We start from the raw sequence: 18306 nt of genomic DNA on the forward strand, positions 1-18306 counted from the left end.
TATCATGGTGCTCAGCGGTTATAAAGTGTTCCGGAACTAAATTGCTGAGACACTACCTCAAATCCTTCATCAAAAAACAATAGTACCTGAGCACGCCTTTTTAACACCCTAATCCTTTCTTCTATAATATCCTGCCCAACACCAATCTTCCTGTCCACCACAAGTCTAAAATATAACATCCCAATATGAACTTACTATGAAGATCATCTCCATTACAGGCTATAAAAAATCAGGCAAGACAACTCTTGTGGAACGCCTTGTTGAAGTACTGGAAAAACGCGGGGCTGTGGGCACTGTGAAACACCTGCATGATTATGAACTAAATTCAGATAATACAGATACTAGAAGGCATGTCGATGCAGGTGCATCAATAGTGATAGGGGTGACACCATCAGGTTCTGCTAAATATACTTCTTCAACCAGTCTTGATAATGCTCTGGGTGAACTTGCAAACAGCGGTATGGATTATGCTTTGGTTGAAGGTTTTAAGGATAGCTCTCTCCCTAAGATCGTGATAGGTGACCTGGAGGTTATTAATACCCTGATCAAGTTCAAGGATCATGACGACCTGACTGAAGATGATATTATAAATATCATTGATATTATTGAATCCCAACCAGATTATCAAACCCTTGATTCCCTTATCTTTAAAGTAAAACAGAATCCCCTAATATATAAAGCAGGAGCCATAGGAAGTTTCACAGGCATTGTCAGGCAAAAGACAGAGGATGTGGAAACTAAAGGACTGGATTTTGAATCATACGAAGGTGCAGCATTTGACAGGATCAAAAAGATAGAACAGGACCTGATTGCGATAGATGGAATAATTGATGTAATTATACATCACAAGACAGGTTGGATCGAACCAGGTGAAGATATAGTATATATCGTGGTTGCGGCTTCCCACAGGCAACAGCTATTCCCTGCACTTTCTGATGCTATAGAACGTGTGAAGGCTGAGGTGCCCATATGGAAAAAGGAACACACGACTACAGGTGAATTCTGGGTGGATGATCATCCGTAAAAAGGTTTATTCAGTCCTAATCCCATTTTAGAGGCGTGATAGAACAATGACATTATTTGGCACCAATGGTGTGAGGGGAATTGTTAATGTGGATATGACACCTGAATTAGCAATGAACCTGGGAAAGAGTCTGGGTACATATATGCGTCTGCATAATATTGGTACAAAAGTTGCCATTGGAAGAGATACCCGCATTTCAGGTCATATGTTAAAAGGTGCAGCCATTGCAGGAATATTATCTACCGGGCTGGAAGTAGTAGATGTGGGAGTATTACCCACACCAAACCTGCAATATTATATACGCGATAAAACTGATGCCGGAGTTATGATTACTGCCTCCCATAATCCCAGGGAATATAACGGGTTAAAGATCATAGCAGGAGATGGAACTGAGTTCTCACGGGAAGGAGAGGCCGAAGTTGAAAAGATATACTATTCAGGAGATTTTCATAAAGCTAAGTGGAATGAGACGGGCGGATTTTTAAGGGATTCCACAGCTATTCCAGCATATATTAATGGAATTATTTCAAAAATTAATGTTGATATCATCCGTTCGGCTGCTCTTACTGTGGTAGTAGACCCTGGGTGTGGGGCAGGCTGCATGGTAACCCCATTCCTGTTAAGTAAACTGGGCTGTAAAGTTATTAGCCTCAATGCCCAGCCAGATGGTACATTTCCAGGTCGGGCCCCGGAACCCACGCGAGATGAATTGACTAATCTTTTTAGCATGGTTAAAGCTGCGGGAGCAGATATCGGGATCGCTCATGACGGAGATGCGGACAGGGTAGCTTTTGTTGATGAAACCGGGGAGTTCCTTGATGAAGAGGATCTTCTTGCAATGATTGCCAGCCATGTTCTGGATAAAAAAACAGGTAAAATAGTAACTCCTGTCAGTTCGTCATTAAAGATAAAAGATGTAACCGAATCAAAAGGCTCGGAATTGATCTGGACACGGGTTGGTAGTATAGATGTTGCACGGAAGATGATAGAAACCGGGGCTGTTTTCGGTGGCGAGGGAAATGGTGGGTTGATATTCCCGGAATTCCAATACTGCAGGGACGGTGCAATGACCGCAGCCAGGATGCTGGAGCTTTTGGCTGAAGGAAATAAACTCTCAGAATTAAAGAAAAAAATCCCGGTTTATCACAATTTCAAGGTAAAGATAAAAGTTGCGAATCCTGTAGAAGTGGTGAACAAAGTGGGGAAGGCCGTAGAAGGTCAGGATATTGACAATACTGACGGCATTAAGATTTGGTATCCGGACGGTTGGATACTCATTAGACCCAGTGGAACTGAACCTTTGGTCAGGATATTTGCTGAATCAAAATCATTGAATTGTGCCCGAGAATTGTTGGATTTTGGGTCAAATCTGGTAAATGATTGCAATGCGAATTGAAAAATAGGGGATACGATATGGATGTAGTAGCCAAATATTATGTTGAGACTGACATGCCCATAAAAGAAGCTGCTGGCGCAATAGCAGCCGAGCAATCGACCGGTACATGGACTGAAGTCAGTACGTTAAAAGAAGGGGATCCGGCACACCTTCTTGATGCCCGGGTATTGAAAGCAGAAGGCAATAATGTGGAGATAGAATATCCGGTTGAACTATTCGAACCAGGTAATATACCCCAGTATCTTTCTGTGATCGCAGGCAATCTATTCGGGCTGGGGGCTCTTAAGAATGTCAGGCTGCAGGATGTGAAATACCCTGAAAAGTTGGTTAGAGCACACAGCGGACCCAGGTATGGTATCAAGGAAGCAAGGCAGATACTGGGTATTCATGACAGGCCATTGGTGGGTACTATAATAAAGCCCAAAGTTGGTCTTAATCCTGCACAGACAGCTCAGGTCGCATATGAAGCTGCATTGGGCGGACTTGATCTGATAAAAGATGACGAGACACTGACCGATCAAAGTTTCTGCCCCATAGAGGAACGCCTGGTCATGGTTATGAACAAACTGGACATGGCCGAAGCTGAAACTGGCCAGAAGGTATTTTACGCTGTAAATGTGACAATTGGGGCAGCACATATCGTGGAGAGGGCTGAACAAATGAAGGAGTTGGGAGCAAACATGGTCATGGTGGATGTGCTGACCGCAGGATTTGACGCTTTGCAGGAACTTGCAGCCAATATCGATCTTCCCATTCATGTACACAGGACAATGCATGGAGCAATTACCAGAAACCGACGTCATGGCATCTCAATGCTGGCCATATCAAAGCTTGTCAGGATGGCGGGAGGGACAAACCTTCATACAGGGAGCTATAAAGGAAAGATGGATAGCGATATTACTGAGAACGATCAGAACCGGGATGCCCTTAAGAACGAGTGGTTCGGGCTCAAGAGTGTATTCCCTGTGGCATCAGGAGGTCTTAGTCCTTTGAACGTCGCCCCAAATGTAGTGGGCTATGGTGTGGACTGTATTGTGCAGGCGGGCGGAGGAGTCCACGGACATCCGGGCGGCACAGTTGGCGGTGCAAAAGCTATGCGCCAGGCAGTTGATGCAGCTATGGAAGGTGTATCTATTAAAGAATATTCCCGGAATCATGCAGAACTTAAACAAGCCATAGAAAAGTGGGGCTGATACCCGAATCCTTAAATAATATTTTGTGCTACAATCTATAATCCAGCAGTTTCGAGGTGATACATTGACAGATGGATGTCCACATATTTCAGGAGTCCGGTGCAAACTTGACCCAAAATTCTATAAACCAAAACCAGATGAACTAGAAACATTCTGCACCAAGGATGACAATTTTATGAATTGCCCTGTTTACGAAAAATTTGCCAACATAGAAGGGTGCGCCTGCAGTTAATTATCTCTAACCATGGCAGGAATAGGCTTTGCCCGGGCACTGGGTGCCGGAACAATAATCAATGCAATTGCAACATGGAAAGGTGCAGCTTTTGGGATTGACCTTAAGACCAGCGCTGAAGTTAGATTGAATGAATCTGATATGGTAAGAGGGACAATCAAAGAAGGCGGAAATCCAGAACTTATTGAGAGATGCGTCCTGCTTGTATTTGAGAGGTTCAATCATACAGGCGGGGCAGAAATCGTGACAACAAGTAAAGTTCCTATTGCATCAGGTCTTAAAAGCAGTAGCGCTGCAGCCAATGCTACAGTCCTGGCTGCTTTGGATGCTCTGGGTGAAAGTATGGAACCGCTGGATGCTGCCAGGTTGGGTGTACACGCAGCTCTGGATGCGGGTGTAACCATAACAGGTGCTTTTGATGATGCTGCTGCTTCAATGTTGGGTGGGGTAGTGATCACAGATAACATGTCCAATACCCTGATCTTAAGGGACCAGATGGAATCTGAAGTGATCATTTACGCTCCTGATAAAAAAGCATTTAGCTCAAAGACCGATGTTGGACGGTCCCGATTGATCGGGCCATGGATTAATGTAGCCCATGAACTAACACAACTGGGTGAATATGAAAAAGCTATGACACTCAATGGTTTTCTATATTGCAGTGCACTGGGCTTTAGTGTTGAACCCATGATTATGGCATTAGAGGTGGGAATCACCGGTGTCAGCTTATCAGGGACAGGGCCAGCTTACACTGCTCTGACTAATGGAGAAAAAGCAGATAAGTTGATAGATGTCTGGTCAACATTGGACGGTAAAGTAATTAGGACAAAAGTCAATAATATTGGTGCCAAAATCGGAAGGTAGTGATCAACTATGAAAAAACTCGTAAATGTAAGAAAAGAAATTGAAGCTATCGACCATGATATTATTAATTTGATAGCAAAACGAACCAATATGGCCAGGGACGTACTGGAAGCAAAAAAACATGAAGATAAACCCATTAATGATGAGGGACGGAATCATGAGGTATTGGAAAGAGTTTCCAATATTGCTACAGAATGTGGACTTGATGGCGGTGAAGTAAAGAATATATTCAAAATACTAATTAAAATGAGTATTGAACGACAGCATGAACTTAAAGGCGAAGGTAATCTTCCATAGAATATCATTATAAAAAAATGAAAAAATGAATGAACAAGAAAAAGTGGACTTGCTTATTTTATAAGGAATTTAATCAAGTCAATATCCAGTCTGGTTTCACGACCAAGTTTGTCAATAATCTCTGATTCTGACAATCCTTCACTTTTCATTGTTTTTACTTTCGTAAAAAATACTGGATTTATTTCATAGTATTCATTTATGTCTTTCCTATGACCCCATACATCTCCTTCCAAAAGACCTATATTCTGCATTTTAAGGAATATTTTAGTGGACTCTGAAATCGTTTTCATAAATGACCCGGCAACATGGATCGCTTTTAGGTCTGGACATTTATTTACTAGGATCATAATATCCTTGTTCGATGGCCTGAATGTAAGGTGTACCATTTCTTCTTTTTTATCCAGTGCATCTATTTCATCTTTGGAACTTACTACTCGAATTTTCATTTTATTCACAAAATCATAAAATTACTTGATATTACTTAAAACTTTTCACATTACAACAAATATAACATTTTTATTTGGTATCAAATATTACTTGAAATAATTACCATTTTTTATCAATTAAGAAATCTAACAAATATGAATGCCAGCACTATCATGTACAGCAATCCTGGATTTTTTTTTTATACCTAATTGTGAGTAATCTCTTATTAAGTTCCAATTGTCATAATTCTCCAGATTTATTAACACCTGAACTTCTTCCCGAATCTCCTCAACGAGCCTCTTCTTCAATAACATTGCCAGTTCTAATGCCTCGTTTCCATTTATCGATCCTCCAAATCCCTGGCAATCAGAAACCATCGGGTTGGGATCTCCATTTTCAAATACCAGATAAAAAGGATAAGTCCTGCAAATCCATGGTCGTTGATCATATATTTTGCAGGTATAATTATCATTTAAAAAAACACAATCTCCTGATTCATGTCTATTCAGTTCCCATTCAAAAGCATGTAATATTCCTATATCATCAATGAACAGGGGTATAGAAGGTTTACATATATCATTCCAATTTAATTTATTAGTTTTAATTATCTTCCTGACCTCACCTGGAAAAACAATAACTCTATTATCCCCTGAAAATGATCGACAACATTCTCCACAACTAATACATTCAAAGCCAATACTTTTCAATTGATCAGCAAGATCAGATTCAATGATTTCCTCTGCAACAGCGAGTTTTTTTTTCATCTCATTGATAGATTCATTTGTAATTATCACAATATTGATTTAGGGTTATTGTATATTAACAGCTTCCAGAAGGACAGTACAAAGCAAGGGGTTTATCTACTCTTTTTTGCAGCCAGCTTAATTGCTTCTATCAGGCTATCCCTTGGCATTATTGCAGTTACAGGGATAGTCAGTACTTTTTCCACGGTAGGGCTGACAATGGGTGCACAAACAAGTGCTTTTGCTCCATCCTTTTCCGCTTTTATAGCTGCAACAATAGCTTCTTCCATGGAAGTAGCAGAATATTCCCTGATCGTAACTAATTTATCATCCATAAGCATCTTTTTCTCAATAATAGTATCAAGTACCGGCCTGGCTGCTATTACCGCAATAAATTCACCGTGCTCGTCTCCTTCGATCATTTTTATTGTTTTTACGATCTCCCGTACTGTCTTCATATTGGGGTCCCGATGTCCGGAAAGGATCTTATATAATGTACTTAGAGGAATGCCGGACTTTTCGCTAAATTCTGTTGCTGTCATTCTTAATTCCTCTTTTATCACTCTGGACAGGATTTCCTGGAATACTTCATCAGATTCAAAGGCTGCTCTCATAACTTTTTCAGCAGATTTCATGTAATCACCATATTTCATTATAATAAAATTGTCACAATAGTATAATTCAATCTACCATTTAATACTTTCTGGATAAAATATCCTCTTAATTGGAAATGATTATATATTCATATCTGAGTTTTCTTAATTTAAACACGTTAATAAATATGCGTTTAAGGGAACTGAGGCATAATATTATGAACAAATATATTAAAATTTTAGCTGTTTTGATTATATTAGGAATGTTGCTGGTTTCAGGATGTACAGGTCCTTCCAAAGAAGAGAAAACAGTAGAAGAGTTGAAAGAAATAAGGTTTGGATACCAGCCAAGTACGCATCAGTTAGCTTATATGACTGCCGATGCCAAAGGTTGGTGGCTGGAAGACCTGGAGCAATATGGTGTAACATCTACAACTGAATATCTTTTTTCTACAGGAGCTCCTGAAATGACGGCCATGCTTGCCGGAGAGATCGATGTGGCTTATGTGGGTGCCACTCCCCCACTGTCTGCCATTGATCAAGGTTTAGATGCAAAGATCGTTGCCGGGGCCCAGGTCCAGGGTTCTGATCTTGTGCTGAGAACTGACATACCTTATGAATCACCACAGGACCTGAAGGGTTTGAAGATAGCCACCTTCCCGGCAGGAACACTGCAGGATACAGTGCTTAGAAAATGGCTAATGGACAATGATATTGATCCAAAGGAAGACCTTACCATAATACCGATGTCAGGTGCAGATGCAAAGACCGCCCTGGCTTCAAAAAATGTGGACGGCGTATTCCTCCCCCATCCCAATCCTACCGTGATAGAAGCAGAAGGTTATGGCATAGTTGTGGTGCAGTCTGGACAAATGTGGGCCCAGCATGCATGTTGTCTCGTACTGGTATCTGGAGATCTCATTCGAAACCATCCAGATCTGGTTGAACAGATCGTCAGGACCCATATCAGGGCAACCCAGTATAATAGAAACAATCCGGAAGAAGCAGCTCAAATATTTTCAGATGATATCGGAGTTCCTTATAATATTTCCCTCAAATCAATTCAGGAATGGGACGGTTACTGGGTCAGCGACCCCAGTATTGAGCTGGAAACAACCCTGGAATATGCCAGCGTACAGCATGATCTGGGATATACAAAAAAGTTGTTAACACAGGATGATCTGTTCGATCTGAGTTTCTATAACAAAATCAAGGCTGAAATGGGTGAAGAGTAAAGCTCTTCATCCTTAAATTCCTTTTAGACTGCATGGATATCTACCCTATGTTCAGGAAACGGGTACTTGAAGTAACTTCTATAGCAGTGGCTGTGATCATATGGGAGATTATAGCAAGGATAATTAATAAAAAATACATCCTGCCAAGTTTCATTCAGGTAGTAGAAGCATTTATCAAATTAGTACAGGAAGGTGAGCTGTATCTGGATATCCTGACCAGTCTGAATTATTTTATAATTGGTATTGGAGTAGCAGCTCTTGTAGGGATACCTATTGGAATAATGATGGGTTGGTTCAAGAAAGTTAACAGGGCAGTTGATCCTCTTATTGAAATGGTACGTCCAATACCACCTCTTGCATGGATCCCATTTGCTATTTTGTGGTTCGGGCTTACAAAATATGCGGCAGGGTTTGTGATTTTTGTGGGAGCCGTGTTTCCAATATTGATTAACACATATATGGGATTTAAGAATACGCCCCGTGTACTTGTGGAATCGGGAAAGGTATTGGGATGTCTTAAAAACCATGATATTATTCTCAGGATCGCACTTCCTTCAGCTTTACCTCATATTGCAACAGGGGTCAGGGTCGGGATGGGTGTGGGCTGGATGTGTGTTGTGGCTGCTGAATTATTCGGGGTCAGTAGATATGGAATTGGCTGGAAGATCTGGCATTGGAATGACCTGCATCATATGGACCTGGTACTCACCTATATGTTGATCCTCGGTTTTATTGCACTTACAATTGACAGGGTGTTTAGGTTCATTGTTCAAAATTGGTGGCTCAAATGGCAGGAAGGAGTCATAGTCTAAACAGGTGATCAAGTGCTTTGTGTTAAAAATATTTGTAAAATATACGAGGCAGATGATGGATATGACGTTCAAGCACTGCAAAATATCAATATTGAAGTAAAGGATAAGGAATTTGTCTGTATTATTGGGCCTTCCGGATGTGGAAAAACCACTCTGTTGCGTATCATTGCCGGACTTGAAAAACCTGATAGCGGTGTAGTGACTTTGAAGAATGAGCCTATCCTGGCACCTGGACCTGACAGGGGTATGGTATTCCAGGAATACTCTTTGTTCCCATGGCGAACTGTACTTAAAAATATAACCTTTAGTTTGGAATTGAAGAAAATCCCGAAGGCTGAAAGGAATAAGATAGCCAATGAGTATTTGGAACTGGTGGGATTGGAAATGTTCGCTGACAGTTATCCACATGAACTTAGCGGTGGTATGAAACAGCGAGTGGCCATTGCCAGGGCGCTGGTTAATGACCCACAGGTTCTATTAATGGATGAACCCTTTGGAGCAGTGGATGCTCAAACCCGCAACAGTTTACAGCAAGAATTATTGAAGATCTGGGAGAAGGAACAAAAAACCATTATGTTCATAACCCACAGTGTTGATGAAGCTGTATTTCTGGCAGACCGGGTAATGGTATTTACAGCCCGCCCGGGAAAGATTAAAGAAATAATCGATATTGATCTGCCCAGACCCAGGGACCGTACCAGCCTGGAAGCAAATATTATCCGCGAGCGATTATTATCTTCATTAAGTAGCGAGATAGCAGCAATAGACTAATATATACAAAGTAGCAATCATATTTTATTTTCAAATATAAAAAAATGGATGAACTCATGGAATTATCTATCCAACCTATCAATATCAAAGTCGGAAAGAACAAAGTTGTATTAAACAATCTGGATGCTAAGGAATTGGGAGTAAATGCCGGAGACAGGGTCAGGATAAAAGACCATGGATTTATCACAGCTATTGTTGACACAACGGATGATATAATAAGCCAGGGTACTATCGGCGTTTATTATGAGATTATGCAGCATATTGACATTAAAAGTACTGTTGACATTACTCCAGCCACCAAACCTGCTTCTGTAAGAACTATTAAAAAGATAATGAATGCTGAGAAGATAAACCGGGAAGAGATCTATGAACTGGTTGGAGATATTGTTAAGGAAAGTCTAAGCGACGTTGAGTTGGCTGCTTTTATTACGGCTACACATATGAACTGCCTGCCTCCCCAGGAAACAGAATGGCTGACCCGTGCCATGATAGATACTGGTGAAAAGATCGAGTTTGATGTGCATCCTATTATGGATAAGCACAGCATCGGTGGTGTACCTGGAAATAAGATCTCTTTTTTAATTGTCCCAATAGTTGCAGCAGCAGGACTTTTGATACCCAAGACCAGCAGTAGAGCTATTACAGGTGCGGGCGGGACCGCTGATCTGATGGAGATTCTTGCCCCAGTGGAATTTTCCGCTGAGGAGATTAAATCTATGACGGAAAAAGTGGGCGGCGTGATCGTTTGGGGCGGTGCTACCAATATTGCACCTGCAGATGACAAACTGATCAAGGTAGAATATCCGCTGTCTCTTGACCCAAGCTGCCAGCTGCTTGCCAGTATCATGGCAAAAAAAGGCGCTGTTGGTGCCGATTGTGTGGTAATTGATATTCCGGTGGGAATCGGGACAAAAATGCTGAACGTCGAAGAAGGCAGAGCCCTGGCCAGGGGTCTTATCGATCTGGGGGCCCGGCTTGGAATGCAGGTGGAATGTGCCATGACATACGGTGCCTCCCCGGTAGGCAGGACCGTGGGGTGTGGGCTTGAAATAATTGAAGCTTTAAAAGTTTTAGAGTCCATGGAAGGTCCTAACAGTCTAATTCATAAAAGTGTAGGACTTGCAGGACTGTTGCTGGAAATGGGTGGAGTTGCCAATAAAGGAGAAGGCAGGGCAAAAGCCTATGATATCTTGAAGTCAGGAAAAGCACTGGAGAAATTCCGTGAAATAATCGAGATACAGGGTGGCAATCCGAATGTGACCTCAAAGGACATTCCACTGGGTAAATATACCACAGATATCCTTGCCCCATCTCAAGGTTATGTGGTAGAATTCCATAATAAGCGGATAGTTGAAATTGCAAGATTCCTTGGTGCACCAAATGATAAAGGCGCTGGTGTCCAGATCCATAAAAAGAAAGGACAGACTGTGAAAAAGGGAGAACCGATTTTGACACTTTATGCCGAGAAGGAATGGAAACTCACTAATGCCATTAACAGTGCAAAAAAGGATATACCTATTTTAGTTGAAGGAATGCTGCTGGAGACTGTTGCAGGCACAGCCATATTTTAAGCTTCGATGTATTCTGTTCTTGGTTTGAGTTCATACTCCACAAGGTCGGTTTCCAGATTGAAGGAGTAAAAGAATATTACCGAACCCTCAGGCACATTTTCCCAGAGGTTCGCATCGACGCATTCTTCTCCAAACTCTTCCACAAGACCTTTGTATGTAGCTGCCTCTATCTTTCTGATGTTGACTGCAACATCTTCCACTTGATTATTCCTGGAATTTTTTACTTTGTATACACCTTTATTGAATAATTTGGGTGAAACAAGGGTACAACTTCCTTTTTCAATTACTTCTTCGATCCTTACCGGGTCAAGTTCCAGTATGCATCCAATTCTTGAGATATCAATCTTTTCAACCACGCAGAGACCACCAAAAAATTATAATTCGGGTTTCTTATATTATGAGATGATACAATATTTAAATTGCACGATTGTGTATGATTGGTTTTTGGTCTACTATCGAGCATTTTTTCAAATAGCAAGTTTAATTACTGTTTACTTTTATTTACTCATTGGTGAGTTTTCAATGACAGAAAGAAAATATTTAATTGAAAGTAAAAGGTATATTGATGGGAAGGGGAAACCTGTATTTGACAGCTGGATTACTTCAGCCAAAGTGATCGAGATAAAACATGAAGACCATTATTTAATTTTTTTCCCATTAGAAGGGGAATGGGCAGGAAAGAAGCATTATATCCCATTTTCCAACATTCATGTAGTACGCGAATTATAGTATTTTTTCTTTTTTTCAGATGCAGTATTTATTGCAGGACGTCATAGATAAGACTGTTCAAGTTTAACTGATTCATTGGGCCTGGTGTACCACGGCAGGGCCGCCAGAGCTCCAATGATACCATTGCCCCTCATCCATATCTGGACATTCTTGGATTGGGCGATCTCTTTAGCATACTGTTTTGTCAGTAATTGGGTCCTGCACTTTTTGCTATATTCTTCCAGGGGTGCTGCATCAAAATCGTCCAACACCACCATTCCAGTTTCATCAGATACACTATATTTTTCTAATCCTGACCTGATACCCTCTAATAAATTATGCTTCGCTTTATTATTGGTGCACCCGAATTCAAGCACAGCAGATACACAATTCTGGGTCTTGGTAGGGGCGGGAAATAGCTGTACCAGTGCATGGGAAAGGTACCTTGCATCAGCAGTGTCGAGGAATGATGCGATATTATGGGCAAGTGTCCATGTGGCTCCCCCCTCCTTATTATCAGTATCATCAATGCCCACCAGCACTCGTTCAAGTCTTTGTACTACGATTGTCCCTTTGGCTGCCTTGCCGCCACCTGATTCAGTAATCTCGGACCTGATTACACCTTTACTATTAGCGCGGCATACAGTAGCACCTACACCTCCACCTCCCAGCCCGGCATACGTGATCTCCACATCGTTACCATTCACAATTACTGATTCTATACCTGCAGCTGCAACCGAAGCCTCCAGTTTGAGTTTGGAAGTGCCAACCTTAGCACGGTAGCGGATCATATTCCCAATTGACCTTACATCCAGAACCTGTGGGCTGCTGGCGTAATGGTGCATGGTCCAGGCAGAACCGCCAAAGCACATAGATTTTTCTATCACATCCACCAATTCATTCGTGCGGTCGCATACTGCACATATTCCATCATAAGTAACTGTATAAGGGTCGCTCAATTTCATTACAATGCACCGTTGTTAATTTGAAATATCATTTGATATTTAAAAGATTATGTATACTGAACAATGACTAAAGTAAAAAATGTTTTGTAATCACCGGTTAATCATAACATTGGTGACATTTTGAGTAGAGGTAAAAATCTTGACGGCAAATTAAAAGCAATTACTGTTCTGAAACTTGAAACACAAAGAATCGGATGGTCTCCAAAACTCAAAAGAAGTGTTTTTATCGATGAATCCACCAACAACGACACGATTCAGGAACTCAAAAGGCTCAGGGAATCGGATGTATTGACAGTATATGACCAGCTGGAAGATCGCACCATATTCCTTGAACTCGATGCCCTGGAACGTATACAATTTGACGAGGTATATTCCAGGTATTTGGAAGTCGGGGGTCTGATCCTTTATGCTCGAAAAAAGAAGGGGCGAAAAACACACACGTTATTCAAACTCGATGAAGAATATGGAAAAACTGCTGAAATGGATGTTCCTGAAAAAAAGTCGCTTTTTTAAGGATATCTAGAATTCATCATCCTGTGCATAACTGCGCCCCATCATTAATGCAAGCTCGGCCTTCATTAATTCTCTGCCAAGGTATGAAGCATGATCCAGCCTTGAAACCAAACCCATGTCAAGTATGGTATCAAAGACCTCTCTGGCATTATCTCCAACAATGGTATATTTTGTATGCTGGGCAATGATCCGGCCGGATCTTATAGAACCCCCCAGAACACTACTTTCACTGATACTTATCTTGAAACTGCCTGCCGCATCCCGCGTCCATTGAAATGATGGTTCCGCCTCTATATACTCATCAGGAACCAGTTCAAATGGCCTGAATCGTTTTTCCTTCAATATCAGAAGATCCAATCCAAGGTCTTTTGGCGGGCTTTTGCGCTGTCCTGCCAGAGTCATCATGTATGCAGCAGTCTTGAGTTCAGAAATACTGCCCCGGGCTTTATCGCTGTATTCAGGAGTGAATAAAATATCCACATCCAGGTCCCAACCCAAAGCAGTAAGCATTGCATTTACGCCCACCGAATCTACATCCATAAGTTCTGTTATGTTCCCTACACCAAAGAAAGTGGGGATATCGGGACATTCCTGTTTAAATTGCCTGTAGCAAAACATCGAATCCACCATGTTCTCTCCAGGAGGGGCCAGCACAGGATCTGCAATAATCTTTGAAATCCCTATGTTTTGAGCTGATCTGATGTTGGCAAACAGGCTCTCCAATCCACCTTCGCTGTCAGGTATGACCACAGCAGCAATGTTTTTTTCAGATATAATCTGGCCCACAGCATCAATATTATTGGAATTCAAGCTAAGTACAAGATCCACTCCGGATTCCACTGCAGCAGAAATAAGTTCAGCATCCAGAGTATCTATACTCAGGGGCACTTCAGAGATTTCCCTGGCTGTTTCGACTGCTGCACGGACTTCAGCAGACGTAGCTGCCATTCCCACGCCCAGGTCTATGATATCAGCTCCTTTTGCCTGGAATTGGTGTGTCCTGTTGGCCAGCTCATTTTTGGAAAGTGAAGTAGCATCTACTACTTCGGCCATGACCTTTATAATTGAACCACCCCCGATCTTTACATTATCAAGCATCAATACCGGACTAGCAGATTCTTCAATTTTTTCAAGTGATATCAGGGCATTCTCCCGCCGCTTTGTTGTTAACAGTTCACAGGCAGGGATGGTAGTTGATAATTCTAATTCGCTGAGGATTGATATTACCAGTCCAAGGTCTATGGCATGTTTGGGACCCAAGCGAATTGGAATACTCAGTTCCTTTTCAAAACTGGAAAAGTCAGCTGAAACAAGCCCAGGGATGATTATGAGGTCGAATTTTTCGTTTGAAAGAGAATTTTTCAGGCGTGTAGGAGTTGTAAATGCAGCAATATCAATATCTAATACGAGGACTTCTGCCATATCACCAACAGCGCTTTTTACTGTTTCTGCAGCTTTCCTTGCCGTTACTACCAACACTCGCATAATAGTCTAATGTGTTACAACTGCCCCATAATCTTATGCACCTGGGGGATAGCTCTGACATCTATGAGATAATCTCCCACTACATCCAATAGTTCAAGTAACCTTTGTGTTGAAGGAGGCTCAAATCCTGGACAGGAGGTCACAGGCTGGAGGATCAGGGGAATGGCAGCATCAATTTCAGACAAACTATTGGCAATGGTTTTCAAATCATCATCATTGGTCTTATCCGTGACCACGGTCTTTGAAAATGTGGCGGCACCCGCTTCATAAAACACTCCTAATGTCTCAAGTTCTGCCTTCAGCAATGATCGATAATCATCATAAGCGTTATGCTCCGGCAGCTTGATATCACATGCTGCCACGTCAATAACGTACTGTACATCCCTTGCCCTATCAGGCAGGCAGCCGTTCGTCTCCAGGTATAGCGGATAATCAACTTCTCTTGAAAGGGCATCAATAAAATCAGCATGCATCAGAGGCTCACCACCGGTCAGTACAAGGTGTCTTGTACCCGGCGACCACACATCATTAATAGTCTCAACAAGGGTGGCCAATTCGATAGGATTTGGAATGTCCTTGAATTCTCCTGAGCCTGGAATAGATTCAATTTTGCAAAAATGTGCAATTCGTTCCCTGGATCTGGGTGTATCGCAGTAACCACAGTTCAGGGGACAGCCCTGGAACCTGATAAAAACCTGGCGTATACCGGCAAAGATACCTTCACCCTGTATTGAGTTAAATATCTCTCCGATGTATGCCGGTTTTATCATTATTTTTAAAAAGTACGGGATTATATCCCGCTGATGCCGTAAGATTCCAGTATGACCTCTGCATTCAGGTGGCCTGTATGGTAGGTCTTGCCTGTATCCAGGTCATTTACTGTAACTTCTGCCGGTGCGAATATATTGGCATCGATCTTATAGAAATCGTAACCTGCGTCCTTGAATGTCTTAAAGAACGGTTTTCCATAATCAGAGGATGTAGCAGAGGGGACCTTTTTGAACAGTTCCTCATTGAATCCCCGGGTTGTAAGCACTATCGACCCATAATAGATCACGCTGTCGTTGGTTGACCCCATAGCTTTCAGGTCATCTTTAACCACAGGAGCAATGGGAGCTGTACCTGTACCGCATACGATCTGTGTAGTATCAAAACCCAGTTCGTTTAATTTAAAGATACCAGTCTCAACAACCCTTCCAGACACCTGTACTGAGCCAACAATGCTGGCAGTAGGTGCTACAAGTGCAATAGTATTTTCAACTGGCACACTGCATTCATCTGCTATTAACTGCATAACCTTTTCATCAGGCAGTGCCCTGGATTCCAGGGCGACCACTGCATATTCAGATTCATCCTGGTATTTTATTCTCTCAAAGGTATGTTTGGGTTTTAGTGCAAGTGCCCGTGCGGGTCCTGAACCCATAGCAAAGTACTTATCCACACTGATCGACCAGCCCGCTTTTTGTGCACCAAGGCATGATACAGCCGGGTGGTCTGTAGTTACGTCGATAAAAGCGAGAGGGATATCACTAACCTTACGGACAGTGATGCTGGTACTGCCCAAGCCTCCCATGCAGATATCTGTGAACATTAATCCTGCGTCATAACTCCCACTTACATTTACACCGCAATCAATAACAATTGCACCATTATCAAGTTTATTGTCCTTAATCTTGAGCTCTTCAGCCCAATCCATCATTTCTTCAGCGATTTCAAGTCCTTTTTCATTAACACTTAACATCCTATCACCTTTGATTATAATTCGCATTTTTTGTGTGTATGATAAGAATATAAGGTTTTTGAAATGATTTCTAAATCATGCATCGTAATGGAGGAATAAGGTATCATTTTCTTCTTTGACTATTGAAAAACCGTATTTCAGGTACATATTAATTGCCTTTACCAGTGAACGATCTGTCTTCAAAATAATTCTTTGACATTTATTCCTGGCATAATCAAGAGCATGTATAAACAAATCCTTCCCATAACCCATTCCCCTAAACTCCTTTTTTACGTAGATACGTTTAATCTCGCATTTATTTTCATTTATTCGATAAACAGCACTGGTTCCTATTATTTTACCATCATGAATCCCGATAAAGAACATTCCACCGTTTAATAAATAACATCCATTTATATCATCCAGATCAAAATCCTTAAAATTATCATATCCAAAACCTTCCTCAGCAAGTACCCTCAGTACGAATTGCTTTACCTCATTGTTTCGGTTTACAGAAAATCTCTTAATCTTCATGCAAAATATTCCTCCGGATTATTCAAGAAATCAAGGACAATTGTTGTTAACATCCTGGTACCAACTAACAAAATGTCTTCATCGATATCGAACCTGCTTGAGTGGTTACCTTCAATAATTCCTTTTTCTTCATTCCTGGTTCCCAGCCCGATATATACTCCCGGTACCTTCTGCAGATAATAAGCAAAATCTTCAGCTCCAAAAAAGGGATCAATGTCATCACCAACATTATGAAAGCCTCTTTTTAGAACTTTGAGAACTTGATTTGAAAATGCGGGCTCATTGATGAGTACAGGATAACCATGTAAAATGTCAAGTTCAAATTTTGGCAGTCCAGGGTATTCCTCTCTGGAATATGACTGCATTAGGTTTTCCAGGGTATGTTTTATGATATCTTCAATGAGCCTGGTATTATTCTTGTCAAAGGTGCGAAAACTTCCCAGTATCTCTACTTCATCAGGTGTCCTGTTGAACTGTGATCCTCCCGAGATCTTGCCAAACCCGATAATAAATCGATCTTCAGGGATTTGTTTTTTTATTTCATCCTGGATCAAGCCTACGAACTTTGAAGCAATGGATATAGGGTCAATATAAAGCCGGGGATCTAAATGATGGCCGCCTTTACCTGTTATCCTTACAGTCATGATATTGGAAGTCGCCATGAAGGGGCCTGGTTTGAGTTTTATCTTACCTGCATCGATACTGCTGAGGATGTGATGTCCAAGAATAGCATCTATCCTATCCAGCCCTCCTTCGTCAATGATTTCCAATGCACCTCCGGGGGGCTGTTCCTCAGCGGGTTGGAATATTAATCTTACAGAACCCGGGAACGATCCCCTGCACTGATTAAGTAACCTGGCTGCACCTAACACAATTGCCATGTGGCCATCATGTCCGCATGAGTGCATAAATCCTGGAATTTGTGAGATATATTCCCGATTCAATTGAGTTGTTTCTTCAGTCACTTCAAGCCCATCCATATCTGCACGAAGAGCAATGGATTTGCCAGGACCGTTTCCATTTATTAATGCAATAACTCCTGTCTTTGCAATGATTTTCCCTTTAAGTCCGACCTGCTGTAAGATCTCCAAAATCTTTTGTTGGGTTTTGAACTCAAAAAAGCTCTGTTCAGGTATCCTGTGGAATTCACGTCTCAATTCCACAATCCAGTTTCTTAGTTCAATATTATCGACATCCTGCAACATATCACATCGTATTAATTGG

At 41.6% G+C, this 18306-nt stretch carries 21 protein-coding genes; 11 read left to right on the plus strand and 10 right to left on the minus strand.

From position 1 onward, the window contains the following. Positions 1-196: 196 nt before the first annotated feature. The 5 genes from IBX40_01270 (at position 197) to IBX40_01290 (ending at position 5006) form a co-directional block, all read left to right on the plus strand. Positions 197-1024, plus strand: a complete 828-nt coding sequence (locus IBX40_01270; protein MBE0522960.1) for a molybdopterin synthase — start codon at positions 197-199, stop codon at positions 1022-1024. Between the two features lie 46 nt (positions 1025-1070). Beyond that, positions 1071-2420 carry a phosphoglucosamine mutase gene (gene glmM / locus IBX40_01275; GenBank protein MBE0522961.1) on the plus strand — a complete coding sequence of 450 codons (1350 nt, stop codon included), beginning with the start codon at positions 1071-1073 and terminating at the stop codon, positions 2418-2420. Between the two features lie 17 nt (positions 2421-2437). Next, a complete protein-coding gene (locus IBX40_01280; protein ID MBE0522962.1) occupies positions 2438-3613 on the plus strand; it encodes a ribulose 1,5-bisphosphate carboxylase in 1176 nt (391 codons plus the stop codon). Positions 3614-3857: 244 nt separating this feature from the next. Further along, positions 3858-4709, plus strand: coding sequence for a shikimate kinase (locus IBX40_01285; GenBank protein ID MBE0522963.1), 852 nt, complete (start codon positions 3858-3860; stop codon positions 4707-4709). A gap of 9 nt (positions 4710-4718) precedes the next feature. Further along, positions 4719-5006 carry a chorismate mutase gene (locus tag IBX40_01290; protein ID MBE0522964.1) on the plus strand — a complete coding sequence of 96 codons (288 nt, stop codon included), beginning with the start codon at positions 4719-4721 and terminating at the stop codon, positions 5004-5006. 53 nt (positions 5007-5059) lie between these two features. Here IBX40_01290 and IBX40_01295 read toward each other — a convergent pair whose 3' ends face one another. The 3 genes from IBX40_01295 to IBX40_01305 all read right to left on the minus strand — a co-directional run bounded on the left by IBX40_01295 (position 5060) and on the right by IBX40_01305 (position 6810). Continuing rightward, positions 5060-5452 carry a DUF1699 family protein gene (locus IBX40_01295; protein ID MBE0522965.1) on the minus strand — a complete coding sequence of 131 codons (393 nt, stop codon included), beginning with the start codon at positions 5450-5452 and terminating at the stop codon, positions 5060-5062. Between the two features lie 126 nt (positions 5453-5578). Next, positions 5579-6196 (minus strand): YkgJ family cysteine cluster protein, encoded by a 618-nt coding sequence (locus IBX40_01300; GenBank protein MBE0522966.1) that lies wholly within the window; start codon positions 6194-6196, stop codon positions 5579-5581. A 92-nt stretch (positions 6197-6288) separates the two neighbouring features. Next, positions 6289-6810: a helix-turn-helix domain-containing protein gene (locus IBX40_01305; GenBank protein ID MBE0522967.1), complete on the minus strand. Its 522-nt coding sequence runs from the start codon at positions 6808-6810 to the stop codon at positions 6289-6291. 176 nt (positions 6811-6986) lie between these two features. Between IBX40_01305 and IBX40_01310 the strand changes: the two genes are divergently transcribed. From IBX40_01310 to IBX40_01325, 4 genes are read left to right on the plus strand one after another with little or no spacing between them, the layout of a single operon-like run. Continuing rightward, positions 6987-8003: an ABC transporter substrate-binding protein gene (locus IBX40_01310; protein MBE0522968.1), complete on the plus strand. Its 1017-nt coding sequence runs from the start codon at positions 6987-6989 to the stop codon at positions 8001-8003. 32 nt (positions 8004-8035) lie between these two features. Next, the gene (locus IBX40_01315) at positions 8036-8815 is read left to right on the plus strand and encodes an ABC transporter permease (GenBank protein MBE0522969.1); all 780 of its coding nucleotides are present in this window, start codon (positions 8036-8038) and stop codon (positions 8813-8815) included. A gap of 12 nt (positions 8816-8827) precedes the next feature. After that, entirely contained in the window at positions 8828-9586 is a 759-nt protein-coding gene (locus IBX40_01320) for an ABC transporter ATP-binding protein (protein ID MBE0522970.1), read from the plus strand. Positions 9587-9642: 56 nt separating this feature from the next. Further along, positions 9643-11157 (plus strand): AMP phosphorylase, encoded by a 1515-nt coding sequence (locus IBX40_01325; GenBank protein MBE0522971.1) that lies wholly within the window; start codon positions 9643-9645, stop codon positions 11155-11157. Here the strand turns inward: IBX40_01325 and IBX40_01330 are convergent. Then, the gene (locus tag IBX40_01330; protein MBE0522972.1) at positions 11154-11513 is read right to left on the minus strand and encodes a hypothetical protein; all 360 of its coding nucleotides are present in this window, start codon (positions 11511-11513) and stop codon (positions 11154-11156) included. The genes IBX40_01325 and IBX40_01330 overlap by 4 nt on opposite strands. A 166-nt stretch (positions 11514-11679) precedes the next feature. Between IBX40_01330 and IBX40_01335 the strand changes: the two genes are divergently transcribed. Continuing rightward, positions 11680-11886 carry a hypothetical protein gene (locus tag IBX40_01335; protein MBE0522973.1) on the plus strand — a complete coding sequence of 69 codons (207 nt, stop codon included), beginning with the start codon at positions 11680-11682 and terminating at the stop codon, positions 11884-11886. A gap of 41 nt (positions 11887-11927) precedes the next feature. Here the strand turns inward: IBX40_01335 and IBX40_01340 are convergent, their stop codons facing one another. Continuing rightward, entirely contained in the window at positions 11928-12830 is a 903-nt protein-coding gene (locus IBX40_01340; protein ID MBE0522974.1) for a DUF1743 domain-containing protein, read from the minus strand. A 120-nt stretch (positions 12831-12950) separates the two neighbouring features. Between IBX40_01340 and IBX40_01345 the strand changes: the two genes are divergently transcribed. Continuing rightward, the gene (locus IBX40_01345; GenBank protein MBE0522975.1) at positions 12951-13343 is read left to right on the plus strand and encodes a hypothetical protein; all 393 of its coding nucleotides are present in this window, start codon (positions 12951-12953) and stop codon (positions 13341-13343) included. A gap of 6 nt (positions 13344-13349) precedes the next feature. Here IBX40_01345 and IBX40_01350 read toward each other — a convergent pair whose 3' ends face one another. From IBX40_01350 to IBX40_01370, 5 genes are all read right to left on the minus strand, one after another. Continuing rightward, positions 13350-14828, minus strand: a complete 1479-nt coding sequence (locus IBX40_01350; GenBank protein ID MBE0522976.1) for a dihydropteroate synthase-like protein — start codon at positions 14826-14828, stop codon at positions 13350-13352. 14 nt (positions 14829-14842) lie between these two features. Continuing rightward, on the minus strand, positions 14843-15598 hold the full coding sequence (locus tag IBX40_01355; protein ID MBE0522977.1) for a 7-carboxy-7-deazaguanine synthase QueE: 756 nt from the start codon (positions 15596-15598) through the stop codon (positions 14843-14845). 20 nt (positions 15599-15618) lie between these two features. Beyond that, on the minus strand, positions 15619-16569 hold the full coding sequence (gene mch, locus IBX40_01360; protein ID MBE0522978.1) for a methenyltetrahydromethanopterin cyclohydrolase: 951 nt from the start codon (positions 16567-16569) through the stop codon (positions 15619-15621). A 75-nt stretch (positions 16570-16644) separates the two neighbouring features. Then, positions 16645-17082 (minus strand): GNAT family N-acetyltransferase, encoded by a 438-nt coding sequence (locus tag IBX40_01365; GenBank protein MBE0522979.1) that lies wholly within the window; start codon positions 17080-17082, stop codon positions 16645-16647. Next, entirely contained in the window at positions 17079-18287 is a 1209-nt protein-coding gene (locus tag IBX40_01370) for an amidohydrolase (GenBank protein MBE0522980.1), read from the minus strand. Before IBX40_01370 ends, IBX40_01365 begins: the two co-directional genes overlap by 4 nt. Positions 18288-18306 lie beyond the last annotated feature (19 nt).

Source organism: Methanosarcinales archaeon (genome assembly GCA_014859725.1).
In the GTDB taxonomy this organism is placed as follows: Archaea; Halobacteriota; Methanosarcinia; order Methanosarcinales; family Methanocomedenaceae; genus Kmv04.

Bases quoted from the DNA above. Each gene is read 5' to 3' on its own strand.
- IBX40_01270 (MBE0522960.1), top strand. From the start codon at position 197: ATGAAGATCATCTCCATTACAGGCTATAAAAAATCAGGCAAGACAACT.
- glmM (MBE0522961.1), top strand. From the start codon at position 1,071: ATGACATTATTTGGCACCAATGGTGTGAGGGGAATTGTTAATGTGGAT.
- IBX40_01280 (MBE0522962.1), top strand. From the start codon at position 2,438: ATGGATGTAGTAGCCAAATATTATGTTGAGACTGACATGCCCATAAAA.
- IBX40_01285 (MBE0522963.1), top strand. From the start codon at position 3,858: ATGGCAGGAATAGGCTTTGCCCGGGCACTGGGTGCCGGAACAATAATC.
- IBX40_01290 (MBE0522964.1), top strand. From the start codon at position 4,719: ATGAAAAAACTCGTAAATGTAAGAAAAGAAATTGAAGCTATCGACCAT.
- IBX40_01295 (MBE0522965.1), bottom strand. From the start codon at position 5,452: ATGAAAATTCGAGTAGTAAGTTCCAAAGATGAAATAGATGCACTGGAT.
- IBX40_01300 (MBE0522966.1), bottom strand. From the start codon at position 6,196: ATGAAAAAAAAACTCGCTGTTGCAGAGGAAATCATTGAATCTGATCTT.
- IBX40_01305 (MBE0522967.1), bottom strand. From the start codon at position 6,810: ATGAAATCTGCTGAAAAAGTTATGAGAGCAGCCTTTGAATCTGATGAA.
- IBX40_01310 (MBE0522968.1), top strand. From the start codon at position 6,987: ATGAACAAATATATTAAAATTTTAGCTGTTTTGATTATATTAGGAATG.
- IBX40_01315 (MBE0522969.1), top strand. From the start codon at position 8,036: ATGGATATCTACCCTATGTTCAGGAAACGGGTACTTGAAGTAACTTCT.
- IBX40_01325 (MBE0522971.1), top strand. From the start codon at position 9,643: ATGGAATTATCTATCCAACCTATCAATATCAAAGTCGGAAAGAACAAA.
- IBX40_01335 (MBE0522973.1), top strand. From the start codon at position 11,680: ATGACAGAAAGAAAATATTTAATTGAAAGTAAAAGGTATATTGATGGG.
- IBX40_01340 (MBE0522974.1), bottom strand. From the start codon at position 12,830: ATGAAATTGAGCGACCCTTATACAGTTACTTATGATGGAATATGTGCA.
- IBX40_01350 (MBE0522976.1), bottom strand. From the start codon at position 14,828: ATGCGAGTGTTGGTAGTAACGGCAAGGAAAGCTGCAGAAACAGTAAAA.
- IBX40_01355 (MBE0522977.1), bottom strand. From the start codon at position 15,598: ATGATAAAACCGGCATACATCGGAGAGATATTTAACTCAATACAGGGT.
- mch (MBE0522978.1), bottom strand. From the start codon at position 16,569: ATGTTAAGTGTTAATGAAAAAGGACTTGAAATCGCTGAAGAAATGATG.
- IBX40_01365 (MBE0522979.1), bottom strand. From the start codon at position 17,082: ATGAAGATTAAGAGATTTTCTGTAAACCGAAACAATGAGGTAAAGCAA.
- IBX40_01370 (MBE0522980.1), bottom strand. From the start codon at position 18,287: ATGTTGCAGGATGTCGATAATATTGAACTAAGAAACTGGATTGTGGAA.